The 24065-nt window shown below is 74.1% G+C and carries 11 protein-coding genes and 1 pseudogene; 7 read left to right on the forward strand and 5 right to left on the reverse strand.

Annotated elements, in window-relative coordinates:
- Both H030_RS0107460 and H030_RS36595 read right to left on the reverse strand, forming a co-directional pair.
- Nucleotides 1–489 carry a hypothetical protein gene (locus tag H030_RS0107460; protein ID WP_051221968.1) on the reverse strand — a complete coding sequence of 163 codons (489 nt, stop codon included), beginning with the start codon at nt 487–489 and terminating at the stop codon, nt 1–3.
- Entirely contained in the window at nt 486–890 is a 405-nt protein-coding gene (locus tag H030_RS36595) for a hypothetical protein (protein ID WP_155891895.1), read from the reverse strand. The genes H030_RS0107460 and H030_RS36595 overlap by 4 nt, the downstream gene beginning before the upstream one ends.
- 127 nt (nt 891–1017) lie before the next feature.
- Here H030_RS36595 and H030_RS0107470 point away from each other — a divergent pair, with 127 nt between their 5' ends.
- The 5 genes from H030_RS0107470 to H030_RS0107490 are packed head-to-tail and all read left to right on the forward strand — an operon-like array spanning nt 1018 to nt 19960.
- Nucleotides 1018–2211 carry a hypothetical protein gene (locus tag H030_RS0107470; protein WP_155891896.1) on the forward strand — a complete coding sequence of 398 codons (1194 nt, stop codon included), beginning with the start codon at nt 1018–1020 and terminating at the stop codon, nt 2209–2211.
- Nucleotides 2212–2218: 7 nt separating this feature from the next.
- The gene (locus H030_RS0107475) at nt 2219–5464 is read left to right on the forward strand and encodes a hypothetical protein (protein WP_027005659.1); all 3246 of its coding nucleotides are present in this window, start codon (nt 2219–2221) and stop codon (nt 5462–5464) included.
- On the forward strand, nt 5461–6609 hold the full coding sequence (locus H030_RS0107480) for an HNH endonuclease (protein WP_027005660.1): 1149 nt from the start codon (nt 5461–5463) through the stop codon (nt 6607–6609). The genes H030_RS0107475 and H030_RS0107480 overlap by 4 nt, the downstream gene beginning before the upstream one ends.
- Nucleotides 6606–7382: a hypothetical protein gene (locus H030_RS0107485; protein ID WP_155891897.1), complete on the forward strand. Its 777-nt coding sequence runs from the start codon at nt 6606–6608 to the stop codon at nt 7380–7382. The genes H030_RS0107480 and H030_RS0107485 overlap by 4 nt, the downstream gene beginning before the upstream one ends.
- Nucleotides 7382–19960 (forward strand): LysM peptidoglycan-binding domain-containing protein, encoded by a 12579-nt coding sequence (locus H030_RS0107490; RefSeq protein WP_027005662.1) that lies wholly within the window; start codon nt 7382–7384, stop codon nt 19958–19960. Before H030_RS0107485 ends, H030_RS0107490 begins: the two co-directional genes overlap by 1 nt.
- Here H030_RS0107490 and H030_RS30130 read toward each other — a convergent pair.
- Nucleotides 19911–20597 carry a YrhK family protein gene (locus tag H030_RS30130; protein ID WP_155891898.1) on the reverse strand — a complete coding sequence of 229 codons (687 nt, stop codon included), beginning with the start codon at nt 20595–20597 and terminating at the stop codon, nt 19911–19913. The two genes, H030_RS0107490 and H030_RS30130, sit on opposite strands and share 50 nt — an antisense overlap.
- A 60-nt stretch (nt 20598–20657) precedes the next feature.
- A pseudogene (locus tag H030_RS30135) lies at nt 20658–21994 on the reverse strand (glutamate decarboxylase).
- A gap of 223 nt (nt 21995–22217) precedes the next feature.
- On the opposite strand from H030_RS30135, the gene H030_RS30140 reads away from it, so the two are divergent.
- Both H030_RS30140 and H030_RS30145 read left to right on the forward strand, forming a co-directional pair.
- Nucleotides 22218–22673, forward strand: a complete 456-nt coding sequence (locus H030_RS30140; RefSeq protein ID WP_155891899.1) for a DUF7144 family membrane protein — start codon at nt 22218–22220, stop codon at nt 22671–22673.
- The gene (locus H030_RS30145; protein ID WP_051221976.1) at nt 22648–23355 is read left to right on the forward strand and encodes a DUF1345 domain-containing protein; all 708 of its coding nucleotides are present in this window, start codon (nt 22648–22650) and stop codon (nt 23353–23355) included. Before H030_RS30140 ends, H030_RS30145 begins: the two co-directional genes overlap by 26 nt.
- Nucleotides 23356–23366: 11 nt before the next feature.
- Here H030_RS30145 and H030_RS0107515 read toward each other — a convergent pair whose 3' ends face one another.
- Nucleotides 23367–23978 carry a hypothetical protein gene (locus tag H030_RS0107515; protein ID WP_027005663.1) on the reverse strand — a complete coding sequence of 204 codons (612 nt, stop codon included), beginning with the start codon at nt 23976–23978 and terminating at the stop codon, nt 23367–23369.
- Nucleotides 23979–24065: the final 87 nt, after the last annotated feature.

Genomic DNA, 24065 nt, shown 5'->3' on the forward strand with positions numbered 1-24065 from the left:
TCACGCCGCGGTGATGAACGGGTCCCAGTAGACGTTGTACTTCGTCGGGCGGATGCCGCCGATCGTCACGAGCACGCGGATCTGGTACGTCTGCGAGCCGGCGGTGGTGGCCTGGCCGATCCAGTAGTTCGACGTCTGCTCCATGGGGTAGCCCTGCGAGCCGAAGACCGACCCCTGGGAGACGTTGAAGCCGGTGATCTCCACGGTGTCGCCCGCCGACGAGGCCGAGTTGATGGGGTAGACCTCGAAGCCGAGCAGGTCCTGCACGTTGCAGTGCGTGTGCAGCTCGAGCGAGCCTTCCCCCGTGCTGCCGTTGTTGATCCGGTTGTCGAACATGTAGATGCCCTCGGTGATCCCGCCGCCGCCGACCGAGGCGACGTAGGCGGTGTCGATCGCGATGGCGATGGCGGTCTGTGGCTGCAGGCCGGAGAGCGCGCTGACGGGCTCGATCTGGGCCGTGCCGGGGGTCTGTGCGGTGCCGAAGCTCATGAGACGGTGACGCTCGGGTTGACGGTGACGGTGGTGAAGTTGACGTCCAGCGCCAACGAGTAGGGGGCGCTCCCGGTGTTCTCGACCTGCCCGGTGAAGATCGTGTTGTCCCTGCTCGCGCTCTGCGGCTGACCGGTGTTGCCCCACGCGTTGCTGTTGCCGATCGACTGGATCTGGAACTGCGTCAGATCGGCGTTCGGGTCGATCGGGATGATCTGCCAGCAGACGGTGGAGTTGTTGGTGCAGTTGGTGTCCAGCGCGGACGTGCCGCCGCCGGTGCTGCCCGAGCTGACGCGGTTGTCGACCAGGTAGACGCCCTCGGATCCCTGCCCCTGGATGATCGGGTTGATGTCGACCCAGACCTGGATGAACACGTCACAGGTGCTTGGCGTGATGGCCATCGGTCCTCCTCTGCCGCTCGTGGATTGAGCGAGCACCGTAGATCCGCCGGACTGCTGAGTCAAGAAAAACTTAAAGTTGGCTGTTCGCTATTGCTGTGGGATGCTGCGCGAGAGCGAGGAGGCTCGTGTGGAATCGTCCGTCGCTGTCGCCACGTCCATCAACTACTTCTTCGGCACGGCCGGCGGAGTGATCTACGTCTATCCCGGAACGTCTGCGGGGGTCGTCAACAACCCGGTGACCGTCGGTATCGACGACGTGTTCGCGAGCGCGCCCAGGCTGCCGCTGAGGGTGGGCGTCTTCACGGTCGCGCCGACCGGAGGCGGTGGCCGGCCGCCGTACACGATCACCGCCGCCGGCGGCAACGGCACCGGCGTGTGGGACTTCTCCGCGGCCCGGACCGTGCGCGCCGACTTCGACCAGCTGCTGCTCGCGCTCGAGGGGCTCGGGCTCAAGCCGGGCCGGCTCCCGCTGATCCGCGGCTGGCTGGCCCAGGCGCTGCCGCAGACGTTCGCCGAGTGCCTGTACCTGCGCTACGGCTTCGACCAGGCCAACCGCTACGTCGACCTCGACGCCGGCATGCGCCTGCGCCTGGACTTCCAGAGCCACCAGGCCGTCGACCCGGAGGCCAGCCCGCTCAACGGGTTCGTCGGCGCCGGGAGCACGACCGTCGACGTCGTCCAGGTGCCCAGCGCGCAGTACGGGACCGCCGTCGCGCTCGATCCGTTCCTGTCGTCCTTGCAGGGGTTCGCCGTCCCCTCCTCCGCGGGCGGCGCGGGCGGCGTCGTGGACCTGCGCAGCCTCGCGCCGATGCCCTACTGGCGGCTCCTGTACCCGCCGACCTTCACCGCCGCGGACGGCACCGGCGCGGTCGGCCCGCAGGAGAACGCGGTGCTGATCGGCGCCGCCTCCTGGAGCGACCTCACCGCCGCCACCGCGACCTACCTCGCGCAGCGCACCGCCCCGGCGACCTCGCTGTCCTTCCGCGGGCGGACGACCGTCGTCCCCGAGGTCCCGCTGTACCTCCAGAACCAGCGCGTGTACGTGACGCTCGGGACGACCATCCGCCACATCCTGTCCGGCTCGGGGCCCGTGCCGTGGCTGGTCGGTGGCGGCGTCGCCTCGCTGGGATCCAACCAGGAGTACGCCCGCGCGTGGACGCCGCTCTCGACGACCTCGCCGACCAACTGGACGGTCGGCGCGTGGGCCCAGGTGTTGATCGGCGGGGTGGGCGGCGGGCGCTACGCCACCGCGGGCGACACGCTGGACAGCTTCGACCTGCCCGTCCTCGGCGGCGACGTCTTCTCCCTGGTGCTGAGCTAGGACGCCCGTGTCGGCCGGCTTCACCAGGGCGAGCCCGGAGTCCCCGCTGTGGGCCCTGGACGGCGCGCCCCCGGCGGTCACCGCGTGCTTTCGCCCGTTCGACCCCACCGGTGTCCCGGCGACCCTGCCGCTCGTCGCCACGCTGGACCCCGCCAACGCCGGCACGTACGTCTTCCTGCCGCCCGGCACCGCGCTCGCCGACCCGCTCCCGGCCGCGCTGGCGGCGTTCGTCGCCGCCCAGCCGCGCCCGCCGGCCCTCGCCTGGATCCCCGCGCCCGCTGGCCCGCCCGCGACCTGGCGCGCATCGACGATCGCCGCGGCCGGCGGCGCGACCGCGGGCGCGGCCGGCGTCCTGCTGCGCAACCTCGCGCTGTGGGTCGGCGCGGGCTGCGCGATCACGGTCGACGGGGACGCGCTCGTGCTGACGCCGCCGGTCGCCGGGCGCGTCTACGTGACCGGTGCCGCGGGCGCGGCGTCCTGGTCGACCGGCACCGCGCCGGTGACCGTGCCGTTCGCCGGGCCGCGCGCGGGCTGCCTGACCACGGCGATCACGCTCGCCACCGCCACGGACCTCGACCGGCTGGACGTTGGCCTGCGCCTGTTCGCGCCCGGCGCGCCGACCGCCCCGCTGCGCGACCGCCTCACGTCCTGGCGCCTGCCGGTCTTCACGCCCGCGCCGGGCGGCGAGGTCCCCGTGCAGCTGAGCCTCGACCCGCTGAACCCGACCGTCCCGGCGCGCACCGCGTTCGGCCTGGCGCCCGCCCCCAGGGTGACCGCGCCGGAGCTGGGCTCCTACTACGTGACGACCAGCGGCCTGGCGGTGACGCTGACGCCGCTGGCCGACCCGCCCGCCGCGCTGGTCCCCGCGGTGCGTGCGCTCGCCGCCACCGCCGGGCCGGCCGACCCGTTCTACCTGGTGCCCAGCGGGGCGTTCGAGTTGACCGTGCGCGATCAGCATGGCAACGTGATGACGGGTGCTCAGCGGCTGGCCTGCGGGACGTCGGGGCTGGAGTACGTCACGCTCGAGCAGCCCGGCAGCACCGTCGTCTTCACCCCCGGTGGCGACGCGCTCGCGATCGGCCGCGGGCTGGAGGGCGGCGCGACCACCGCGTACGCGTCGCTCTTCGGGCCCGACGGCGCGGCGCTGACCTACCGCGCCCAGCCCGAGTCCGCGCCGGTCTTCGCGCCGCCCGACGCGTCCGGCTACCTGGACTTCTACGAGCTCGCCGGCCAGCCGCTGCCCGCCGCGGGGGCGTCGCCGGCCGCCGTCTTCCCGATGCTGCCGTTCGCCGGCGTGGCGCCCCGCGACGCGGCGGCGGCCGCGGCGGTCGAGCGCGCCGCGGTCGCGCCCCTGCGCCGCAGCATCGTCGGCGCCGCCGCCCCGGTGACCGCGACGCGGCCGGACGCCGCCGTCACCAGGACCGTCGGCGCGACGCCGCAGGGCCTGCTCGGCGAGTTCGGCGACGGCGTCCTGAGCGCGCTCAACCTCCTGCAGTCCAACGGCCAGGCGATCCAGCTCGGCGCGGTGAGCGACCCGCTGCGCGAGGCGCTGCAGTCCAGCCAGCTGTTCCTGGTGGCGTCGGACCCGGCCGCGCTGCAGGGCCCGTCGCCGCCGGCCGTCGACTGGACGATCCAGATCCCCGCGACCGACGACCGCTCGGAGTGGTGGACGCTGCAGGCCGGCCTGACCGGCGCGTGGAGGGACACCGGCACGCTGCTGATCGTCAAGCACGCCGGCACGTCGCTGGAGGCGCTGGCCGCCGACACGACCACGTGGACGCAGCCGACCGACTTCAACATCAACTCGGATGGCGTGCTCGACGCCCAGCGAACGCTGCAGGGCGCGATCGCCAAGGCGCGCGACCAGGTCACGGCCCACCCGGCGTTCCAGCCGTTCCTCGACCTCGTCGCCGACGCGTCGTGGCAGGGCCTGCTGATCCTCAACTGCGCGATGCCGGTCGGCGACCTGCCGTCGCAGCTGGCCGGCCTCGGCGCGGGCATCCAGCAGAGCGGGTTCAAGGCCCATCACATCGGCCTGACGATCACGCCGGTCGCCCACGACGGCAAGGGCGCGCTGGTCCAGACCGACTCGTCGCTGTTCGGGCTGCTCTTCTACGAGAGCCCCCAGAGCGCCGCGGGCGCGCCCGGCCCGTACGCGTTCTCGGTCCAGTCGCTGCTCGTGCGCTGGGCCAACTCGGCGGTCGCGGACTTCTCCAGCGTCATCGACCTGCTCGTCGACGAGCTGTTCGGCGACCCCGTGGCGCTCACGCGCTCCAGGGACAACGTCATCGAGCTCTACGGCGTCTACCAGCAGCAGGGCGGCGACTCCACCTACACCTTCACGACCCGCGAGGACAGCACGTTCGGCGCGACCAGCGGGGTGCTGTCCGCGGTCGACGTGGCCAGCGCGCAGTTCGTCACGGTCACGCCGCCGGGCCCGCAGGCCGCCGCCGAGTCCACGTTCCTGCTCAGCGGGTCGCTGCGCTACGTGGCGCCCAAGCTCCCGTTCGACCTGTTCTCCTACGGCCCGCCGCCGGACCCGCAGCCCGACGACGCCGGCTGGCGGTTGGCCTACGCCAACCTGCGGATCGAGATCCGCTACACGCCGGGCGACCCGAGCAAGAACCAGTACATCTTCGACGCGACGAAGCTCGCGCTGGACCCGGCGCAGAGCGCGCCGCGCGCGGGCAGCCTCTTCGCGAGCTTCCCGCTCACGCCCAGCGGGTTCGTCCACGTGCCCAAGCCCGTGCCCGCGGCGGGCGGTGGCGGCGACGCCAGGCCGCCCGCGCCGGCGACGCCTGCGAGCCTCGGCTTCCTCGGCGTCGACGCGCCTCAGGCCGGCGGCGCGCTCGACGCGCCGTGGTTCGGCGTCGTCGCCGACCTCGGGCTCGGCACGGCCGGCGCGCTGGCGTCGCAGCTCGGCTTCCGCGCGAGCCTCCTGGCGTCGTGGGCGCCGGGCGGCCCGTCGAGCCCGAACGTCGCGGTCGGCCTGAGGCTCCCGGGCTCCGGCGGCGGCGGAAGCCTGCTCAGCCTGGAGAGCGTCCTGCGGCTGAAGATCGGCGCGCTGGCCATGCAGCGCGCCGACGGCACCTACGTGCTCGCGCTCGACCGGATCACGCTGAGCGTGCTGATGCTGACGTTCCCGTCGCACGGCCAGGTCGGCGCGAGCCTCTTCGCCGACCCGACGGGCAAGGACCACACCACGCTGGGCTGGTACGCCGGCTACGCCAAGGACAAGGATCCCCAGAAATGAGACCCCTTCGGCGGCCGGCCCGGCCCGGCACGTACCCCGACTTCAGCGTCAGGTCCACCTATGCGCAGCTGCGACTCGACCTCGCCGCCGTCAGGCTCAGGAGGCCCAGCGCGCGGATGCGCACGGCCCTCGGCATCGCCAGCCCCACGCCGATCACGCTGCTCGACGTGACCTTGGGCCTTCAGGACATCGCGATCAACCCGCCGCCCGGGAGGAGGAGGGGCGCGCCGAGGCCCACGCCGCTGCAGGCAGGCAGAAGCCTCCTCATGCGACGGGTCGTCGCCCAGTACTCGGAGGCCAACGATCCCCTGCGGGCGGGGATGGGGCGCTTCTGCAGCTACTGCGAGCAGATGCTCTCGGAGTTCATCGCCACTGAGCACATCGTCGCCAAGGCGCCTTGGCCGCTGACCTCGGTGTCCTGGGACAACTTCCTGCTGTCCTGCCGCGCGTGCAACAGCTACAAGGGCGACCACCCCGACCGCGGCGAGGTGACCGCCTGGAGGCTGATGCCGCCGCCGGCCGACGACCTTGAGGCATATCTGGAGATCCGCAGGCGCTACCTGTGGCCGGACACCGATGCCAACGCCTACCGCGGCCTGCTCCCGGCGCTGTACTTCAGGCGGAGGAGCGGCGGTTGGCGGAGGGCGAACGCGGACCGGAGCGTGCGCAACGGGTTGCGGTGCGTGGACCACGGCAGGGAGCCGAACAAGATCGTGATCGCCGACATGCCCGTGAAGGGCAGGGTCCTGCGCCGCGAGGTCCGGGTCCTGTTGGTGCCCGACGGGGACGATGCGTCGTTCGCCAGGGAGACGCTCGACCTGAACAGGATGGACCTCGACGGCGTCGACAGCGGCGACGACAACCGGATGTGGGACCGGACCCAGCGCTGGCTCGAGGCGGTCGAGACGTTCACGGACCTGTCGCAGGCCTGGTCGCCGCAGCTCTGGACGGCGGCGTGTCGCAGCGCGAGGACCGGGTTCCTGTCCACTTGGGTCCGGGTCCTCGAGCTGCGGCAAGGCAAGACGACCAGGTTCCCCGGCGACCCGACCAGGACGATGATGCAGGCGTTCATGGAGGCGATGACCCAGCAGAGGGTCCAGCCCTACGGGCCCTATCCCGGCACCGACGTGAGGTACATCCCGTGATGCGCCCGCTCGCCCGCCCACCCTGGGAGCCGTGGTTCGAAGGCGCCGACGCGGGCCTCGTCGCCCAGTCCGCGTTCGGCCGCTTCTGCGCGGCGTGCGAGCGGCACCTCAACGAGGGCGTCGAGGCCTGGGACGCGCGGACCGGCCGCCGCGCCGCCGCGCGGGCGACGGCGAGCGGGTGGGACGACCTGCTGCCGCTGTGCGTCAACTGCCTGGCGGCGTCCGAGGCCGCGGCCGGCGCTGACCTCGGCGACGACGCGGGCCTGCGCCCCGACCGGGCCGCCCCGTTCGCGGACGCCGCCGCGCCGCCGTTCACCTACGTGTCGGTCCCCGTGGCCGTGCGCGGCGCGGACGAGGCCGGCGACGCGAGCGCCCCGGCCACCGTCGAGCGCGTCCTGGTCCGCGGGCACACCCCCGCGGCCGTGGCCATGATCGGGCGCTTCGCGCTCAACACCCCTCACCATGTGGTCACTTCGGACGGCGGCGACGCGCTGCTGCTCCCCGCCGGCACCCCGTTGAGGCTGCTGGACGCCTACGACCCGCGGCTGGAGCGCCGCACCGAGGCCTGGGTGGACGCCGAGATCGCCGCCGACGCGCTGGCGGCCGCGCCGCCCGGGGGCCGCGGGGCCGCGCTGCGGTCGCTCGGCTGGGGCATGCGCTTCACGGGCTTCTGGTCGGTCTGGGCGCAGGTGCTGTGGGACCGCCTCCAGGACGACGAGGTGCTCGCGCGCGTCCGCGACCACCCGGCCTACCTCGGCACGCGGGCGGCCTGATGGGCCTGCTCGAGACGATCCAGGGCAACCTCGACGCCGCCAGGCCGTCGGGGACCGTGCCGCTGGACGCGACGACGCTGACTGCCGCCGGCCAGCCGGTCCTCGACCTCTTCCAGGAGCACCTCGGCGCGCCCGCCGTCGCGCTCAGGGGCGACGCGACGGTCGCGCTGGCCGGCGGCGTGCTGACCGTCACCGGGACGGGCACGGGCGCGAGCGCCGTCGTGCTCGGCCTCTCCGCGCCGAGCCTGAGGGCGGAGCTGACGCTGGCCGGCGGCACGGGCGCGCTGCAGATCGCGCTGAGGATCGGCGGCACCGGCTGGACGCTGAGGGCCACGTTCCCGCAGCTGGCGGCGAACACGCCGCTCGGCGCGCTGACCTTCGGGACGACGCCGGCGTTCACGCTGCGCTCGACCGACGGCGCCGCCGACAAGTACGGGCTGCTCGCGCCGGCCGGGCTCAGCCTGGCCACCACGATCGCCGTCGCCGACGCGGCGCCGTTCAGCGCGCTGACGCCGATCTACGCGCTGCCCGCCGCGGGCACCACGCTGGACTTCGCCGGGCCGGTCACCGCGGCGCCCGGGCCCGAGGCGCTGTCGCTGCGCACCGGGCCCGGCAGGACGGCGACCAGGCCGCTCGCCGTCTCCGGGATCGGGACGTTCACGCTCGCCCAGGCGGCGATCGCGCTCGACGCCGTGGCGACCGAGGGCGCCGACAGGCTCTGGGCCGGGGTGGCCGCCGCCGAGGTCTGGGGCACCGCGTCGGCGGGCGGGCGCGAGACGGTCTTCGCGATCTCGCCGCCGTCCGGCGTCGCCTCCTGGCTGCTCGGCGTCGTCCCCGGCCTGAACGTCCCGCTGACCCAGCTGCTCGGCGTCGTCCCCGGCCTGAGCGTCGTCCCCGTCCTGCCCGACGGCGTCCAGCAGGTGATCGACGGCGAGGTCACCGCGTTCTCCTTCGTGTTGAGCGTGGCCGGGACGACGGCGACGCCGACCGGGCTCGACATCGCCGTCCAGACGACGACGCCGTGGACGATCCTGCAGGGCGTCCTCGAGCTCAAGCGCCTCCAGCTCGCGCTCGAGCTGAGCTGGGAGAACGGCCCCAGGTTGCTGGGCGGCGCGGTCGGCGGCGCGCTGATGCTCGGCGACGTCGAGGTCGACGTGTCGGTCCCGCTGCCCGCGACGCGCGGGGAGATCCTGGTCTGGTCGCAGCCCGACGCGGCGCTGCCCGGGCTCGGCGCGCTCGCCGGCCTGCTTGGCGGCGCGGACCTCGCCGCCGCGCTGCCGCCCGGCGTCGCGAGCCTCGGCGGCCTGCGCCTGCTGTCGCTGTCGGCGACCGTCGGCCTGTCGCCGCCGGCGCTGCCCGAGGTCGGCCTCGGCCTGGCGACCGCCCCGTGGAGGATCCTCCCGGGCCTCGTCCTCGACGGCGTGGTGCTGGACGTCACGGTCGCCAACCCGCTGACCGCGCCGGCCGTCACCGGGTCGATCGCCGGCAGGGCGAGCTTCGGCACGGGCCCGCACCCGGCGACGCTCACGGTCGCCGTCCAGCGCTGGACGGCCGACGGCGACTGGCTGTTGGTCGCCGACGTCCGCGACCTCGAGCTGCCGAGCCTCGCGGACTTCGCGACGCTGGCCGGCGCCGATCCCACGTCGCTGCTGCCCGCCTCGCTCGCGGGTCAGGACGACATGAGGTTCACGCTCGTGGACCTCGGGATCGAGGCCGACCTGACGGCCGGCACGCTCGACCTGTTCCACGTCCAGGTGGCGATGAAGCCGTGGGACATCGCGCCCGGCTACTTCAGGGTCGACCAGCTCGGCGGCAGCCTGGTGATCGACTGGCGCTCGGGCGCCGCGGTCTACTCGGGCCAGCTCATCGCCACCCTCGCCTTCGGCGACGGTGCCGCGCAGCTGGTGCTCGAGGGCGACCGCGCAACCGACGGCAGCTGGACGCTCTCCGGCCGGCTGACCGACGAGGTCGACCTGATCGAGCTGGTCCAGAAGGCGCTCGGCCTGACGCCGTCGAGGAGCGACTTCGGGTCCTTGGTCGTCAGCCCCGTCGCGTTGACCTACAACTCGGGCACGGGCGCGGTCGGGGCGTCCTACACCTTCGACGCCGCCGCGCGCTGGACGCCGAGGCTCGAGGCGGTGTCCTTCGAGCTCGACGCCGGCGTGCACCTGGAGCGCTCCTCCGAGGCCAAGTACAGCGGCGCGATCATGGGCTCGCTCGGCGCCCACTTCGGCACGCACGCGCTGGAGCTGTCGGTCGGCTACCTCTTCCAGCAGCAGAACGGCAGCACCAGCTACGTCTTCGGGCTGCGCTTCGACCAGCTGACGCTCACCGGCACCTACAGCAAGCGCGCCAACGCCGACGAGATCGTCACCGTCCGCCTCGGCGGCGTGACGTTCGGCGGCATCGTCACCTACCTGGTCAACCTCGCCGACCCCGACCTGCACTTCGCGCTCAGCCCGCCGTGGGACGTGCTGAACAAGATCCGCTTCGACGACCTCAGCCTGGTCGTCAACCTCACGCAGCGCTCGGTCGGCATCACCTACAAGGTGGGCCAGGACCTCGGCCTGATCGACATCGACACGATCGGCCTGACCTACGTGCGCTCGGGTGGGTCGCCGGGCGTCAAGCTGGAGATCACCGGCTCGTTCCTCGGCCAGAGGTACACGCCCGACCAGCCGCTGGGCTGGGACCTGCTCAAGGACTCGCCGCCGACGCCGTCCGGCCAGGGCACGCAGCTCTTCGACCTGCGCCTGCTGGGCATCGGCCAGCACCTGGTGCTCGTCGACCCGCACGCCGACACGATGGCCAAGATCATCGACGAGCTGTCGGCGGTCGTGCAGAAGACCAAGGACAGGAAGCAGCCGTGGGAGCTGCTGGAGTTCGACGCCGGGGCGGGCTGGCTGCTGGCCGCCGACTTCACGCTGATGGAGACGCTGCGGCTGCGGCTGGTCTTCGACGACCCGGTCCTCTACGGCGTGCAGATCACGCTCGCGGGCGAGAAGGCGGGGATCTTCGCGGGTCTCGACTTCGAGATCCTGTACCGCAAGCTCAGCGACTCGCTCGGCGTCTACCACATCGCCTTGAAGCTGCCGGACGTGATGCGCCACCTGGAGTTCGGCGAGGTGTCGATCACGCTGCCCAACGTCGTCGTCGACATCTACACCGACGGCAGCTTCTACCTCGACCTCGGGTTCCCCTACAACAACGACTGGACCGTCTCCTTCGGCCTGCAGGTGTTCCCGTTCGTGGGCGCGGGCGGCTTCTACTTCGGCAAGCTCTCGACCGCCGCGGCGGCCGGGACCGACCTCGTGCCCATCATCACCAATGGGACGTTCGGTCCGGTCATCGAGTTCGGCGTCGCGCTGCAGGTCGGCGTCGGCAAGACGATCTCGGAGGGGCCGCTGCGCGCCGGCCTCTCGCTGACCGTCCAGGGCATCGTGACCGGCGTCGTCTCGTGGTTCAATCCGACCGACGCCTCGCTCGGCTCGGCGCAGTACTACCGGATCCAGGGCTCGGTCACGGTCGTCGGCCAGCTCTACGGCAGCGTCGACTTCAAGATCATCAGCATCGACATCTCGATCGTCGCGACCGCGAGCGTGACGCTGACCGTCGAGTCCTACCAGCCGATCCTCGTCGGCCTCTCGCTCGACGTCAGGGTGCACGCGTCGATCAAGATCATCTTCTTCACGATCCACTTCTCGTTCGGGCTGCACCTCGACGCGTCGTTCACGATCGGCTCGGCGCAGGCGACGCCGTGGACGCTCGCCGCGCCGGGCGCGGGCGGCGGGCCGAGGGCGTCGCTGGTCGCGCGCCGCCGCGCCGAGACCAGCCACCACGCGCACGCGGCGGCGCGAGCGCTGCTGGTCGCGGCGGTCCCGGAGCGCGCGCCGCTGACGTGGAGCCCGGTCGGCGTGCTCGGCGCCCCGGTCGCGATCGCCGTCGAGCTGATGCCGTTCCTGACGCCGGCCGTCGTCGACGGCGCGCCGGCCGCGGTGCAGGTCGTGCTGGTGCCCTTCGTGCAGACCAGCGTCCCGTCCGGCGCCGGGCACGACGAGTGGCGGACCGCGGTCGCCGGCGACCCGGCGGCGACGGCCGACGACATGGCCTTCAACCAGATCGCCCGCGCGCTGCTGAAGTGGGGCATGCAGACGCTGATCGGCGCCCACGACGGCGACGTGACCGCGGTCGACCTGCACCTGATCTACGACGACCTCAGCGCGACCGACGTCGCCGAGCGCGCCGTGGGCTTCGGCTACGACAACGTGGCCGCGTTCCTCGGCGCGAACCTCACGCTGACGCTGGCCGGGCCGCCCGCGAGGGCCGACGCGGTCGCGCGCGCGGTCCTGCCGATGCCGCCGCCGCTGCGGATGGCGCCGCCCGCGCCGCTGCCGGCCGTCTCGTTCTGGGAGGCGCCGGGCGTCGACGCGAGCTGGCGCGAGGACCTGCAGAGGATCTTCGACGAGCTGAAGGTCAACGCCGACTACAGCCGCGCGCCCGACCCGCTCGGCGACGACCCCGACGACGACGCCGCGGACGCCGCCGCGGGCACCGAGGAGCCGATCACCGAGGCGCTCTTCGCCGATTGGTTCCTGATGGTCGCGCGCTCGGTCTTCCAGAGCGCGCGCAACCTGCTGGCCCGTCACGAGCACGCGCCGACCGCCGCGGACAGCCTGCTCGGCCTGGCCCGCAGCTTCGCGCCCGAGGTCGGATACACGGTCCAGCAGGACGACACCGCCGCGTCGATCGCCGACCTGTTCGCGATCACCAGCGCGCAGCTGCTGGCGCGCAACCCCGGCGTCCCGATCGCGCCCGGCCAGAGGCTCGTCGTGCCTGCGCCGGTCGCCGAGGTCGAGCACGTCACGACGCCCGGCGAGACGCTCCAGACGCTCGCCACCGACTGGCACGTCGCCGCGCAGGCGATCGAGGACGCCAACCCCGACGTCGACTTCGCGCCGCTGGCCGCCGGGACCACGCTGCGGATCCCGGTCCCCGAGGCGATCGTGGCGATCGCCGACGCCAACCTCGACGCGCCGCTGGCCGACGGGCCGCTGACGATCGGCGGGCTGACCCACCAGGTGCGCACGGGGGAGACGCTCGGCTCGATCGCGACCGCCGCGCACGCCGCCGACGCCGGCGCGGTCGGCGAGGCCAACGCCGCCGCGCCCGGGATCCTGCTGACCGGCGCGACGCTGCAGATCGCCGCGGCCGGGACGTCGCCTGCGTCGATCCCCTACATGTCGCAGGCCGGCGACACGCTGACGACGCTGGCGGCGATGCTGCTCGTCCGCGACCTCGGTGCGGTCGAGCACGCGTTCGGCGCCGACGCGAGCTACGCGTGGCTGGCCGGCGCGATCCCGGCGCTGGACGCCAACGCCGGCGTCGTCTTCTCCCCGCTGGCCGCCGGCGTGGCGCTGGAGATCCCCAACGTCGCGCTGGGCGACAAGGGCCTGCAGCCCAACGGCCCGCCGCTGGCCTACACGACCAAGCCCGGCGACACGCTCGCGCTCGTCGCCGCGACGTTCGTGATGGCCGAGCTGCGCGCCGCCGAGACCGACATGGTGGCATTGGAGGCCGCGATCCGCGCCGCGAACCCGTCGGTCGACTGGTCGGCGCCGCTGCCCCCGGCGACCAGGCTGCAGCTGCCGGCCTGCGCGCACACGATCGTCGCCGGCGACAGCCTCGCCACGCTGGCCGCGCGCTTCTGGGTGACGCCGCGCGACCTCGCGACGGTCAACGCGACCGCGCCGATCCTCGCGCCGACCGCGACGCTGCGGCTGCCCGCGGTCAGCGTCCCGGCCGCCGGGCTGACGCTCGCCACGCTGGCCGCCCAGCTCGGCGTGGGCGCCGAGGCGCTGGTCGGCGCGCTCGGGACCCACGCGGGCCTCTTCGCGATCGGTCCGAAGGTCAAACCGCTGAGCATCCCCGAGGTGCGCCAGATCGACGTCGACGTCCTCTCCCGCCTGCTCGTCTCCTCGGGCGAGGCCAACAGCGCGGCGGGCCAGGCGTCGTCGTTCCTGCTGCAGGGCCTCCAGGTTCCGGTGCCGAGGAAGGCCGGCCACAACGCGCCGCTGTTCGCGCTGACCGGCCAGCAGTTCCCGGGCCCCGGCGCACCGCAGGACACCACGATCACCTTCACGGCGCCCAACGGCGAGCGGTGGCTGTCGCTGGCCGGCGGCACGGTCGCGGTCACGCTCACCCAGGCCCAGATGCAGACCGACTGGCCGAGTACGACGCTCGACCCGCAGATCGCCCCGGGCTACCCGAAGGCCGTCCCGCTCGGGCGCTCCGAGGCCGTCCGCCACCGTGTCGCGCCGCCGATCCCGTGGGCCGTCCCGGCGCTGCCCGTGCTCTCGGGCCCGACGCCGCCCGCGGGCGGCGGCCCGCAGCTCTTCGCGCTGCCGGCGAGCCTGCTCGCGCGCGTCGCGGCCGACCCCAACGCGCACCCCTACGACCTGATGACCGCCGCGAAGGGCGCGCAGGACGCGCCGGTCGCGGTGCCGACCTACGCGTGGGCGACGTGGGTGCCGTTCACCGTCCGGCGCGTGCCCGGCCCCGGCGGCACGACGGTCGCCAACGCCAACGCCTACGTCGCGCTCGGCGCCGACGCGGCGGGCGCCGACGTCCTGCTCGCGCTGTGGACGTGGCTGCAGAGGCAGGACGCGGGCGTGACGCTGTACCTCGGGCACGCCGACGCGTCGGGCATCGGCGTCGTCTCGGAGGCGGTCGACCCCGCGCGCGTCGCGCTCGTCAAGGCGAACCTCTCGACCGAGACCCACAGCCCGCGGGCGATGGCCGACGCGCTGACCGGCGGCACGCCGCCGCCGCCCGCCGCGGCGACGCTGGCCGACGGCTGGCCGTTCGCGCAGCTGCTGTGGGAGGCGACGATCACCGGCTCCGGCGGCTTCTACCTCAACTACGAGACGACCGCCGGCGGGCCGCTGCCCGACGCGGTGTTCGCGGGCGGCGAGGACGCGACGCTGATGCTGATCGCGGTCCTCGACGAGCAGGCCACCGCGGGCGGCCCCGGCTACCGGACGCTGCACCCGTTCACGACGGGCGCGCTGGTCGAGGGCAACCTCGACCCCGGCCGCTACGACGTCTTCGCCGCGGCCGCCGACGGCAGCGACACGACGACGGTGGCGACCGCGCCGCCCGGCAACGTCGCGTTCGCCCTCCAGCGGACCAACCCGAGCCCGGCCAACGGCGGCGACCCCAGCGCGGAGGACCGAACCCGCGCGCTGTACAGCATGCTCTCGCTGACGCTCGCCGGCACCGGCTTCGGCACGCCGGAGCTCGTCCTGCCCACCGGCCCCAAGACCGACGACGACCCCGCCGCGTGGCGCTATGACCGGACCGTCCCGGTCTACAAGCAGGCCACGACGCGCCCCGCGCCGCTGCCCGATGCGCTGCCCGACGCGGCCAGGGACGACCCGTACGCGGGCGTCGCCGCGGGCGCGGCGGTGACGATCGACCTGCGGCTGCGCGACCGCTTCGGCAACGACCTCGGCGCCGACGCGGGCAGCGCCGGGCCGATCGCGGTGGGCTACTACGACCCGGTCATCGGCGTGTCGGGCTGGCCGAGCGCCACGGCGGCCTACGTCATCGACGGGCCCGACGGCGCCGCCGCGCTGCGGCTGGTCGTCGACCTCGGCCTGGACCGCTACGTCCCCGGCCCGTCGAACCTGTTCGCCGCCGCGGTCCGGGGCGCCGCCGCCGACCGGACGACCTACGGCCAGGCGTTCTTCCAGCTGCGCCAGCCGGACGTGACCTGCGCGGTCACCACGTCGCTGGACTCCGGCGGGCACGCGTTCCTGGACGGCGCCGCGGTCAAGGCGCCGCTGCTGGCCTTCGTCACCGGCGCCTACGTGTACCTCGGGATGGCCCAGGCGCTCGAGCCGGCCGAGCTGACGGTCCCGGCGGCGGGCGGGGCGACGACGCTCCTGGACCTCGCCACCGACCTGTTCGTCACGCCCGGCCAGCTCGCCGCGGCCAACGCCGCCGCCGACGGGTCGCAGCTGTTCGCGGGCCCGATCGTCCTGCCGACGCTGCACGTCGTCCGCGCCGGCGACACGCTCACCGCGATCGCGAGCGCTGCCGCGCTGTCGGTCGACGCGTTGTTGATGGCCAACACGACCGTCGCGCTGAACGCGGGCGCGGTCCTGCAGACGGCGGTCCGGACCTACACGCCGGCCTCCGGCGACACGCTCACCGCGATCGCGGCGCTGGAGGACACGACGATCGCCGACCTGGCGATCGCCAACTCCGCGACGCCCGGGCTGCTCACGCCGTGGAGCGGGACGATCGGCGCCTACACGCTGAGGATCACCGCGACCGACACCTTCGCCACGCTCGTCGCCCAGCTCGCCGCGCAGGACGCGACGATCACGACGCCCGCCGACGTCGGGCGCGCGCTGGCCAACCTGCCGTCGATCTTCGTCGCGGGAACGCCGATCGCGATCGCGAGCGCGCCGGTCGACCCGCACGACGCCACCGGCGCGCGGACGGTGACGACCGGCGCCGGGCAGTCGCTGGCCGAGGTCGCGACCGCCGCCGGCTGCAGCGTCGCCGGGCTCGCGCTGGCCAACGGCCAGACGGCGGGCGTGCTGATCCCGGGGACGACGGTCGACGTCGAGGGCGTGATCGTCGCCGTGCCGGCCGCGGGCAGCTTCGTGGCGCTGGTCGAGGCGCTGCGCGCGCAGGGGCTCGTGGTCGGGATCGCCGAGGTCGCACGGGCGCTGGCGGGCGACACGCCGCTGCTGGCCGACAGGGTCGTCCTGGCCGTCGCCGACCACGTCGTCGCCGCGGGCGAGACGCTCGCCACCAGCGCGGTGCTCACGCCGGCGATCCTGGCGCTCTTCGACGCGTCCGCCACCGACGTGTACGCCATCGGCACGCCGCTGGTCGTCGCCACCGAGCACTACGGCCCGCAGCCCGGCGACACGCTCGCCGCGCTGGCGGGCGAGAACGCGCTGACCGTCGACCAGCTCGCCGCCGCCAACGCGCTGACCGCGCTCGCGCCCGGCGCGCAGCTCGCGCACCCCGGTGGCGTGGGGGTGGGCGCGACGAGCCAGGCGCCGTGCCAGATCGCCTTCGACGCGACCAGGCCGCCGACCGTCGCGGCGATCGCGACGACGTTCGGCACGGACGCGGGCGCGCTCGGGACGCTGAACGCCGACATGCCCGGGCTCTTCGTCCCGAACGTGACGATCGCCTATCCCGGCCATCCGGTCACGACGTCGAGCACCTCGACGCCGGCGTCGCTGGCCGCCGAGGCCGGCGCGCCCGACGTCGGCACCTTCATGGCGAACGCCGCGGTCGCCGACGCCGCCGGGCTCGTCGCGCCGGGCGCGCTCTTCGTCGCGCCGCTGCCGCCGCTGGCCGGTGCGCTGGACGTGTTCGCGTCCGCTGTCGGCGTCGCCACGCTCGACCTCGCCTCGGCCAACGCGGCGCTCGTCGGCCTCGTCACGCCGCAGCACGCGCTCACGGTGACGATCGCCCAGGCCACGGTCACCGTCACCTCCGGCGCGCACGACACGCTCGCCACGCTCCTGCGCCGCGTGCAGGCGACGGCGCCCGGCGCGCAGCTGGCCGACGTCGTCGCCGCGTGCGTGACCGACCCGGCCGCGCTCGTCGCGGGCACGCCGCTGATCGTGCCGCCGGCGCCGGTGACGCTCACCGGCCCGCTCGCCGAGCCCGTGGCGCTGAGCGCGACGATGACGCCGCTGGAGGTCACGATCACCGTCGCGCGCGACCCCGCGCTGCGCGACCCGGCCTTCGCCGACGCGCCCGACGTCGCCGCCAACGCGACCGCGGTCTCGCCCGAGCTGGGCCATCCGCCGACGCTCGCCGGGTTCGCCACGGCCTTCGAGGCGGCGTTCGCCACGCGCCGCCTCAAGCTCGCCACCGGCCCGCAGCCCGCCGGGGCCGCGCCGCGGCTGTGGGTCGCCGACTTCGGCCCGGCCGGGATCGCCCGCGTGACGGTCGACGGCGACGGCGCGCGCTTCCATGCGGTCGCGCCGATGCGCCGCACGCTGGCCGGCGGCGCGGTCGGCATCAAGTCCTACAACCCGTCCAGCGGCAGGCTCGGCGCGCCGGTCACGCAGACGTTCGCCTCCGCCGACCTCGACGGCTGGATGCGCGCCGCGCTGACCGCGATCGACCTCGTCCTCTCGCCTGCGGTCGCTGCGGCGGCCTGGCGCCTGGATCCCGCCGGCGTCGACGCGCTCGTCGCCGCCAAGGGGACGATCGCCAAGCTGCTCAGCGAGCGCGTTCACTCGATCCTCCAGACCGGCGACGACCCCGGCGCCGACGCGGCCGCCCGGGACGCGCTCTACCAGGGCATGTTGGTGTCCTTGGCCAGCGCGTACGCCACCGACGCGGTGATCAGCTACCCGGTGACCGTGTCCTCGCCGTTCTCGGGCCCGCTCGCGCCGCGGCTGTCGGGCAAGGCCGTGGCCCGGCAGTACCAGGTCGCGCCGGGCGCCGGCGTCGCCGAGGCCGCCGCCTGGTACGGCGTCAGCCTGGAGGCGATGGCCGCCGCGCTCGCCGACGCGCAGGTGCTGAACGCGGGCGCGCCGGGCCATCCGGTCACCGCCACGTTCGGCGGCCGCTCGGTCGAGGTCGGCGGCGCCGACACGCTGACGACGCTCGCCGCCGCGCTCGGCGCGCCCGGCGTCCTGGCGCTGCTGGCCGGCGTCACGCTCGCGCCCGCCGGCGCGGGGCTGCTGCGCCCCGGCGCCCAGCTCGGCCTCGGCCGCGCGACGACCACGCCCGGCAGGGCCGACAGCTTCACCACCGTCGCCGCGTACTTCGAGCAGCAGCCCGCGGCGCTGGCGATCGCCAACCAGGACCGGCCCGGCGTGCTGGCGACGCAGACGCTCAGCTACGGCGGCCGGACGCATCCGGTCGTCGCGACCGACACGATCGCGATCGTCGCCCAGGCGCTCGCGCTGACGCCCGCGACGCTGGCCGTCGCCCCGGGCCTCGGCGACGCGCCCGGGATCTTCGCCGCGACGCCGCTGCACGCGCTGCAGGTCCTGCCGGACCTCTCGCTGTCCACGGCCAAGGCGCCGCTGGCCGACGGCGCCAACCACGTGGCGTTCCTGTTCGGCACCGGCAGCGACGCGTCGTTCAAGAGCCTGTTCCTGGACGTCGACTACGACGTCTCGGAGATCGAGTTCGCCATCGAGGACGTCCCGCAGGCCGGCGACTACCAGTCCTCGGACTGGCTGCGGCTCGTGATCCCGCTGGGGACCTCGGCGTTCGGCGGCGCGGTCGACCTCGCGCCCGGTCAGACGCAGGTGCCGATCCCGCTGCGCGCGTTCCCGCTGCTGCCGTCGGTCGTCGAGCTCACCGAGCAGGCCGCGGTGCCGCGCCCGGCCACGATCGCCGAGGCCAAGGAGTGGGAGCTGGCCGCGACGATCCAGCACCAGAGCGCGGCCCAGGACACGCTCCAGCTCGAGGTCGCCTTCGGCGCGGTCCCGGCCGAGCTCGACGCCGACGGCCCCGACCCGCTGCTCGCGCCGCTGGCGCAGTTCGTCGCCGCGTGGCGCGACATGCAGAACGACGTCGCCGCGCTCGCCGCGCTGCCCGCGACGGCCGTCTCACCGCCCGCCAAGCTCGTCGAGCTGGTCGGCTCGCTGGCCACGCTGGCCGGCGACCTGGCGACCGGGCTGGCCGCGGCGCCGCGGGCGTTCGGCCGCGTCGCGGCCGACGGGCAGCTCTACTACTTCGCGCTGGAGCCGACGATCGACCACACCGGTCCGGTGCCGGTGATCGACTTCTTCGACCTCGGCGTCCTGCCCGGCAGCGACGCCGAGGACGTGCCGTGGCCGACCGTCCACCTCGGCGACCCGGCCCGGCCGCTGCAGCGCGCGGTGCTGCCCGACGGCCGCCGGCGCTACACCTACAACTCGCCCCGGCCGCCCGCGTTCGCGTCGCTCACGCAGACCTACATCTTCCCCGGCGACGCGCCCGGCCGCGACGCGGTCGTCTACGAGACCGGGCAGACGGCGGTCGCCGCGCAGCGCAACGCCGACCTGGTGACCACCGCCGCGACCGCCGACGGGTTCCTCTACCAGACGCCGTGGGTGACGTTCTCCAGCCCCGCCGTCCCGTACCTCGTCGCGCCGGACCCGATCCCGGCACCCACCGGCGCCGACCTGCAGACCGCGGTCACCGCCGCGCTGACCGAGCTGCTGAGCAGCGACGGCCTGCCGATCGACGGCCAGCACCGCATCCGGCTGCTGTGCACCTACGAGCGCCTGCTCGCCGGCACCGACGACGGCGACGCCGCCGTCTGGATGGGCCAGCCCGTCGTCTACCTCCCGCAGCGCCTCATGGCGCTCGCCGACGCCCCGACCGTCGCATCGGAGATCGCGACCCGCGCCGCGACCTGGGCCGCCACCATCCAGCCCCACCCACTCGACGCCTACATCCTGGACCTGTCGATCTTCGCCACCACCGACGCCGCGATGACACGCCCCCTGGTCGCGATCCCCCGGATCGTCGTGCCGGTGACGGCGGTCAGGAACGACTCGGCGGCCGGCGTCCCACCGCCCGTGCGGCGGGGGTGAGCCTGCGTCGCTCGCGCTCGATGTCGGCCCGCAGGCGCAGGAGGCGCGGCGACTTGCGGGTCCGACCGGTCCGCAGCGTCGCCGCCGCGCAGGCCAGGAAGCAGGCGGCGCCCAGGACGGTCGTCACGTTCGCGGCCGCGAGGTCGAGGTCGGACCCGGAGGCGGGCACGACGTAGCCGGCGATGGCGGCGATGCCGAACAGGACGCAGCCGAGCAGGTTCACCGCCGGCTCCCAGGCGCCGGGCCCGCTTCGTGGCGAGGACCGGTAGGCGATCACGCCGGAGATCAGGAAGCAGGTGGATCCGAACGCGTCCGGGCGCCACACGACCCGGTCGTAGCTGGTGTTCGTCAGCGCCGTGTGGACGGCCCGGTAGGTCGTGATGTTGAAGAACAACGTCCCGGCGAGCTGGACGGCCGCCGCGTGCCAGGCGCCGGGCCCGGCGGGCGCCGTGCGGCGCTCCGGGTGCGCGATCAGCGCCTGGGCGAGACCGCCACCGGTGAAGAACAGCGACCCCACGAAGAACGTCCAGGCGTCGGCCTGCGCGCCCACCAGCCGGGCGTAGCCCGGGAAGGGCCCCACGACGAAGCACAGCGAGCCGAGCACGAACAGCGCGGCCATCCGGCGTTCCCGGTTCATCGTCGGTCCTGATGGTCGCCGCGGCGCGGGGCGCATCGCGGTTGCAGCGCCGGGTCGAGCTCAGTGGCTGAAGGCCGAGAGCTGCGGCACGCCGGCGCCGCCCGTGGCCTCCAGCACCCTGGTCTGCTGGCGCAGGTCGTCGAGGAACAGGTCTGCCATGTCGCGCGTCATCCCGGCGCGCACGACGACGCGCAGCACCGAGAGGTCCTCGCGCTCGGCCGGGAACGTGTAGGCCGGCACCAGCCACCCGCGCTCGCGCATCCGGTCGGACACGTCGAAGACCGTGAACCTGGCCTCGGGCGCGGTCGTGAACGCGAAGACGGGCAGCTCGCTGCCGTCGGTGATCGTGCGGTACGGGCCGATCGCCGCGACCTCGGCGGCGATGTGCATCGCCACCGCGCTGGAGTTGCGCTGCACCATGGCGTAGCCCTCCTGGCCGAGGCTCAGGAACATGAAGTACTGGGCGATGACCTCGCTGCCGGGGCGCGAGAAGTTCAGGGCGAACGTCGGCATCTCGCCACCGAGGTAGTTGACCTTGAACACCAGGTCGTCGGGCAGCGCCTCGGCGTCGCGCCACAGCGCCCAGCCGACGCCGGGGTAGACGAGCCCGTACTTGTGGCCCGAGGCGTTGATCGACTGCACGCGCGGCAGCTGGAAGTCCCACACCAGGTCGGGCTGCACGAACGGCGCGACGAACCCGCCCGACGCGGCATCGACGTGCAGCGGTACGTCGGGGCCACCGCCGGCCGCGAGCGCGTCGAGCGCGGCGGCGATCTCGGCGACCGGCTCGTAGGAGCCGTCGAACGTCGACCCGAGGATCGCCACGACGCCGATCGTGTTCTCGTCGCAGGTGGCGGCGGCCTGCTCGGCCTCGAGGTGGAAGCGGTCGCCCTGCATCGGGACCAGGCGCGGCTCGACGTCCCAGTAGCGGCAGAACTTGTCCCAGCAGACCTGGACGTTGACGCCCATCACGAGGTTCGGCCTGTCGGTGCTCTGCCCGGCCGCGCGACGGCGCGCGCGCCAGCGCCACTTCAGCGCCATGCCGCCGAGCATCGCGGCTTCGCTCGAACCGGTGGTCGACGTGCCGGTGGCGTTCTCGGCATCCGGCGCATGCCAGAGGTCGGCGAGCATGTTCACGCAGCGCTTCTCGATCTCAGCGGTCTGCGGGTACTCGTCCTTGTCGATCATGTTCTTGTCGGCGGTCTCGGCCATCAGCGCCGCGGCGTGCGGCGGCATCCAGGTCGTGACGAACGTCGCCAGGTTCAGGCCGCGCTGCCGTCGAGGAACAGCTCGTTGGTGATGAGGTCGTGCGCGATCTCGCTGCCCGTCCCGACCTGCGGGATCTGGTGGCGCGGCAGCGCGGCGGCGGTGGCGTCCCGGACGAGCGGGGAGGCGATGCTCGACGAGACCGGACCGGTGGGTGTCGTGGTCACGTCCCCATCGAACCGCGCGCTGCCGGCGACGGCATCGTCTGAACCGGGTGATGCCGCAGCGACCGCCGGGTGCGACGGTGACCGGGGTGCGTGCCTCCCTGCCTGCCACGGGCACGCCCCATTGCCCTCGCGCGCGCGGCGGTCGACACTCGTCGTGGAGCAACACCTACATCAAGGGAGCAGGGCCATGTCGTTGCTGGACTCGGGGATGCAACAGCCGGGAGCGGGTGGGATGCGCGCTGCTTCGGCCCAGGGCATGCACTCGACCGCGGCCGGAGCGGGTTGGGTGCTGTTCGCCGGGATCATGATCGCGATCGTCAGCGTGTTGAACATCATCTACGGCATCGCGGCGATCGGGAACTCCAACTTCTTCGTCAACGACCAGAAGTACATCATCAGCCAGTTGAACACCTGGGGCTGGGTATCGCTGGTCCTCGGGGGCTTCCAGATGGTCGCCGCGTTCTCGATCTGGAACGGCCGCTCGTTCGGCCGCTGGCTGGGCATCGCGACGGCGGGCGCGAGCACGATCGCCGCGCTGCTCTCGCTCCCCGCCTATCCGTTCTGGTCGCTGGCCATCTTCGCCATCGACATCATGGTCATCTACGGCCTCGCGGCCTATGGCGGACGCCACCAGGCCGTCTGAGCACGCCGGCCGCGGCGCGGGCGGCGCGATGCGCGAGGCGCGGCGCGAGGCCACGGTCGTCCTGACCGTGGACCTCGCGCTGCTGGTCGGCCTGGCGGTCGTGGACAAGGCCAGGGGCTGGGACATCATCGACCTGCCGTGGTGGGCGTGGCTGGTGCTCGCCGCCCCGGCGCTGATCCTCATCATCGTCCTGCTCGCGGTGCCGCTCGCCGGGCTCAGCCCGGGGCGCATGCGCAACGCGGGCGTCGTGCTGCTCGGCCTGCTGGTCGCCTCCGACGCGGTCGCGATCGCCGTGCTGCTCGGCGCGCTGGCCGGCAGCAGCGCCGCGAAGCTCACCGCCGGCGATCTGCTCGCCCACGGCAGCGTCGTCTGGTTGAGCAACATCATCACCTTCGGGCTGCTGTTCTGGCAGCTCGACGACGCCGGGCCGGCCACACGGGCCACGCAGGGCCGCGTGGCCCCGGACTTCGGCTTCCCGCAGGACACGATGGGCCCGGCCTTCTGGGAGCCGCGCCTCAGCGACTACCTCTACGTCGCGTTCACCAACGCGATGGCCTTCAGCCCCACCGACACGATGCCGCTCACGCGCCGGGCCAAGGGGCTGATGGCGCTGGAGTCGATCATCTCCTACGCCGTCGTCATCCTCGTGGTCGCCCGCGCGGTCAACGTGCTCGGCACCTGACGAGCGGAACGTCACAGCACACCGTCTCGGATCAGCGCCGTGATCGTGTGGCCGGCGCGCGTCACCGCGGGCGCGTCGGCGGCGGCCGCCGGGTGCAGCGCGATCGCCGCGATCAGGGTGCCGTGTTCGTCGTGGATCGGTGCGGCGGCGGGGGCTCCGGCGGTGGCGTCGCCGGACAGGACGCGGCCGGGTGCGCAGCGGTGCAGTGGGACGGGTGTGCCGAGGACGACCTCGGCGGGCCAGCCGCCGCCGGGGGAGCAACGCATCACGCAGAGCGCGCGGTCGCGGTCGGCGTCGCGGATCCACAACGAGGACGTGCGGCCGCCGAGGGCCGCGAGGTCTTGCAGCTGCGGTGCGGCGTGGTGCAGCAGCGGTGACTCGTCGAGCGCGCGGCGGGCCACGGCGGCGAGCCGCAACGTCGGGAGGTAGCGGCGGTGGTGCCAGTCGCCTTGGGCGGCCCAGCCCTCCAGCGCGCAGCGCTGCAGCAGCTTGCGGGCGGCGCGCTCGCCGATCGCGAGCCTCGCGGCCAGCTCCGGCGCCGAGCACGGCCCGGCGGCCAGCTCCTCCAGCGCGCGGAGGGTGTTGCGCGTCGCGTACGCGCGGACGGTGGACGGATCGGGCATGGAGGAACGCGGCTCCTTTGCGGTGATCGAAGCCGCCGGGCGCACGAAAGACCTCCCGGCGTTTGCCGCGCCGGGGCCCGCGCGTCA

The organism is Conexibacter woesei Iso977N (assembly GCF_000424625.1).
Classification (GTDB): Bacteria; Actinomycetota; Thermoleophilia; order Solirubrobacterales; family Solirubrobacteraceae; genus Baekduia; species Baekduia woesei_A.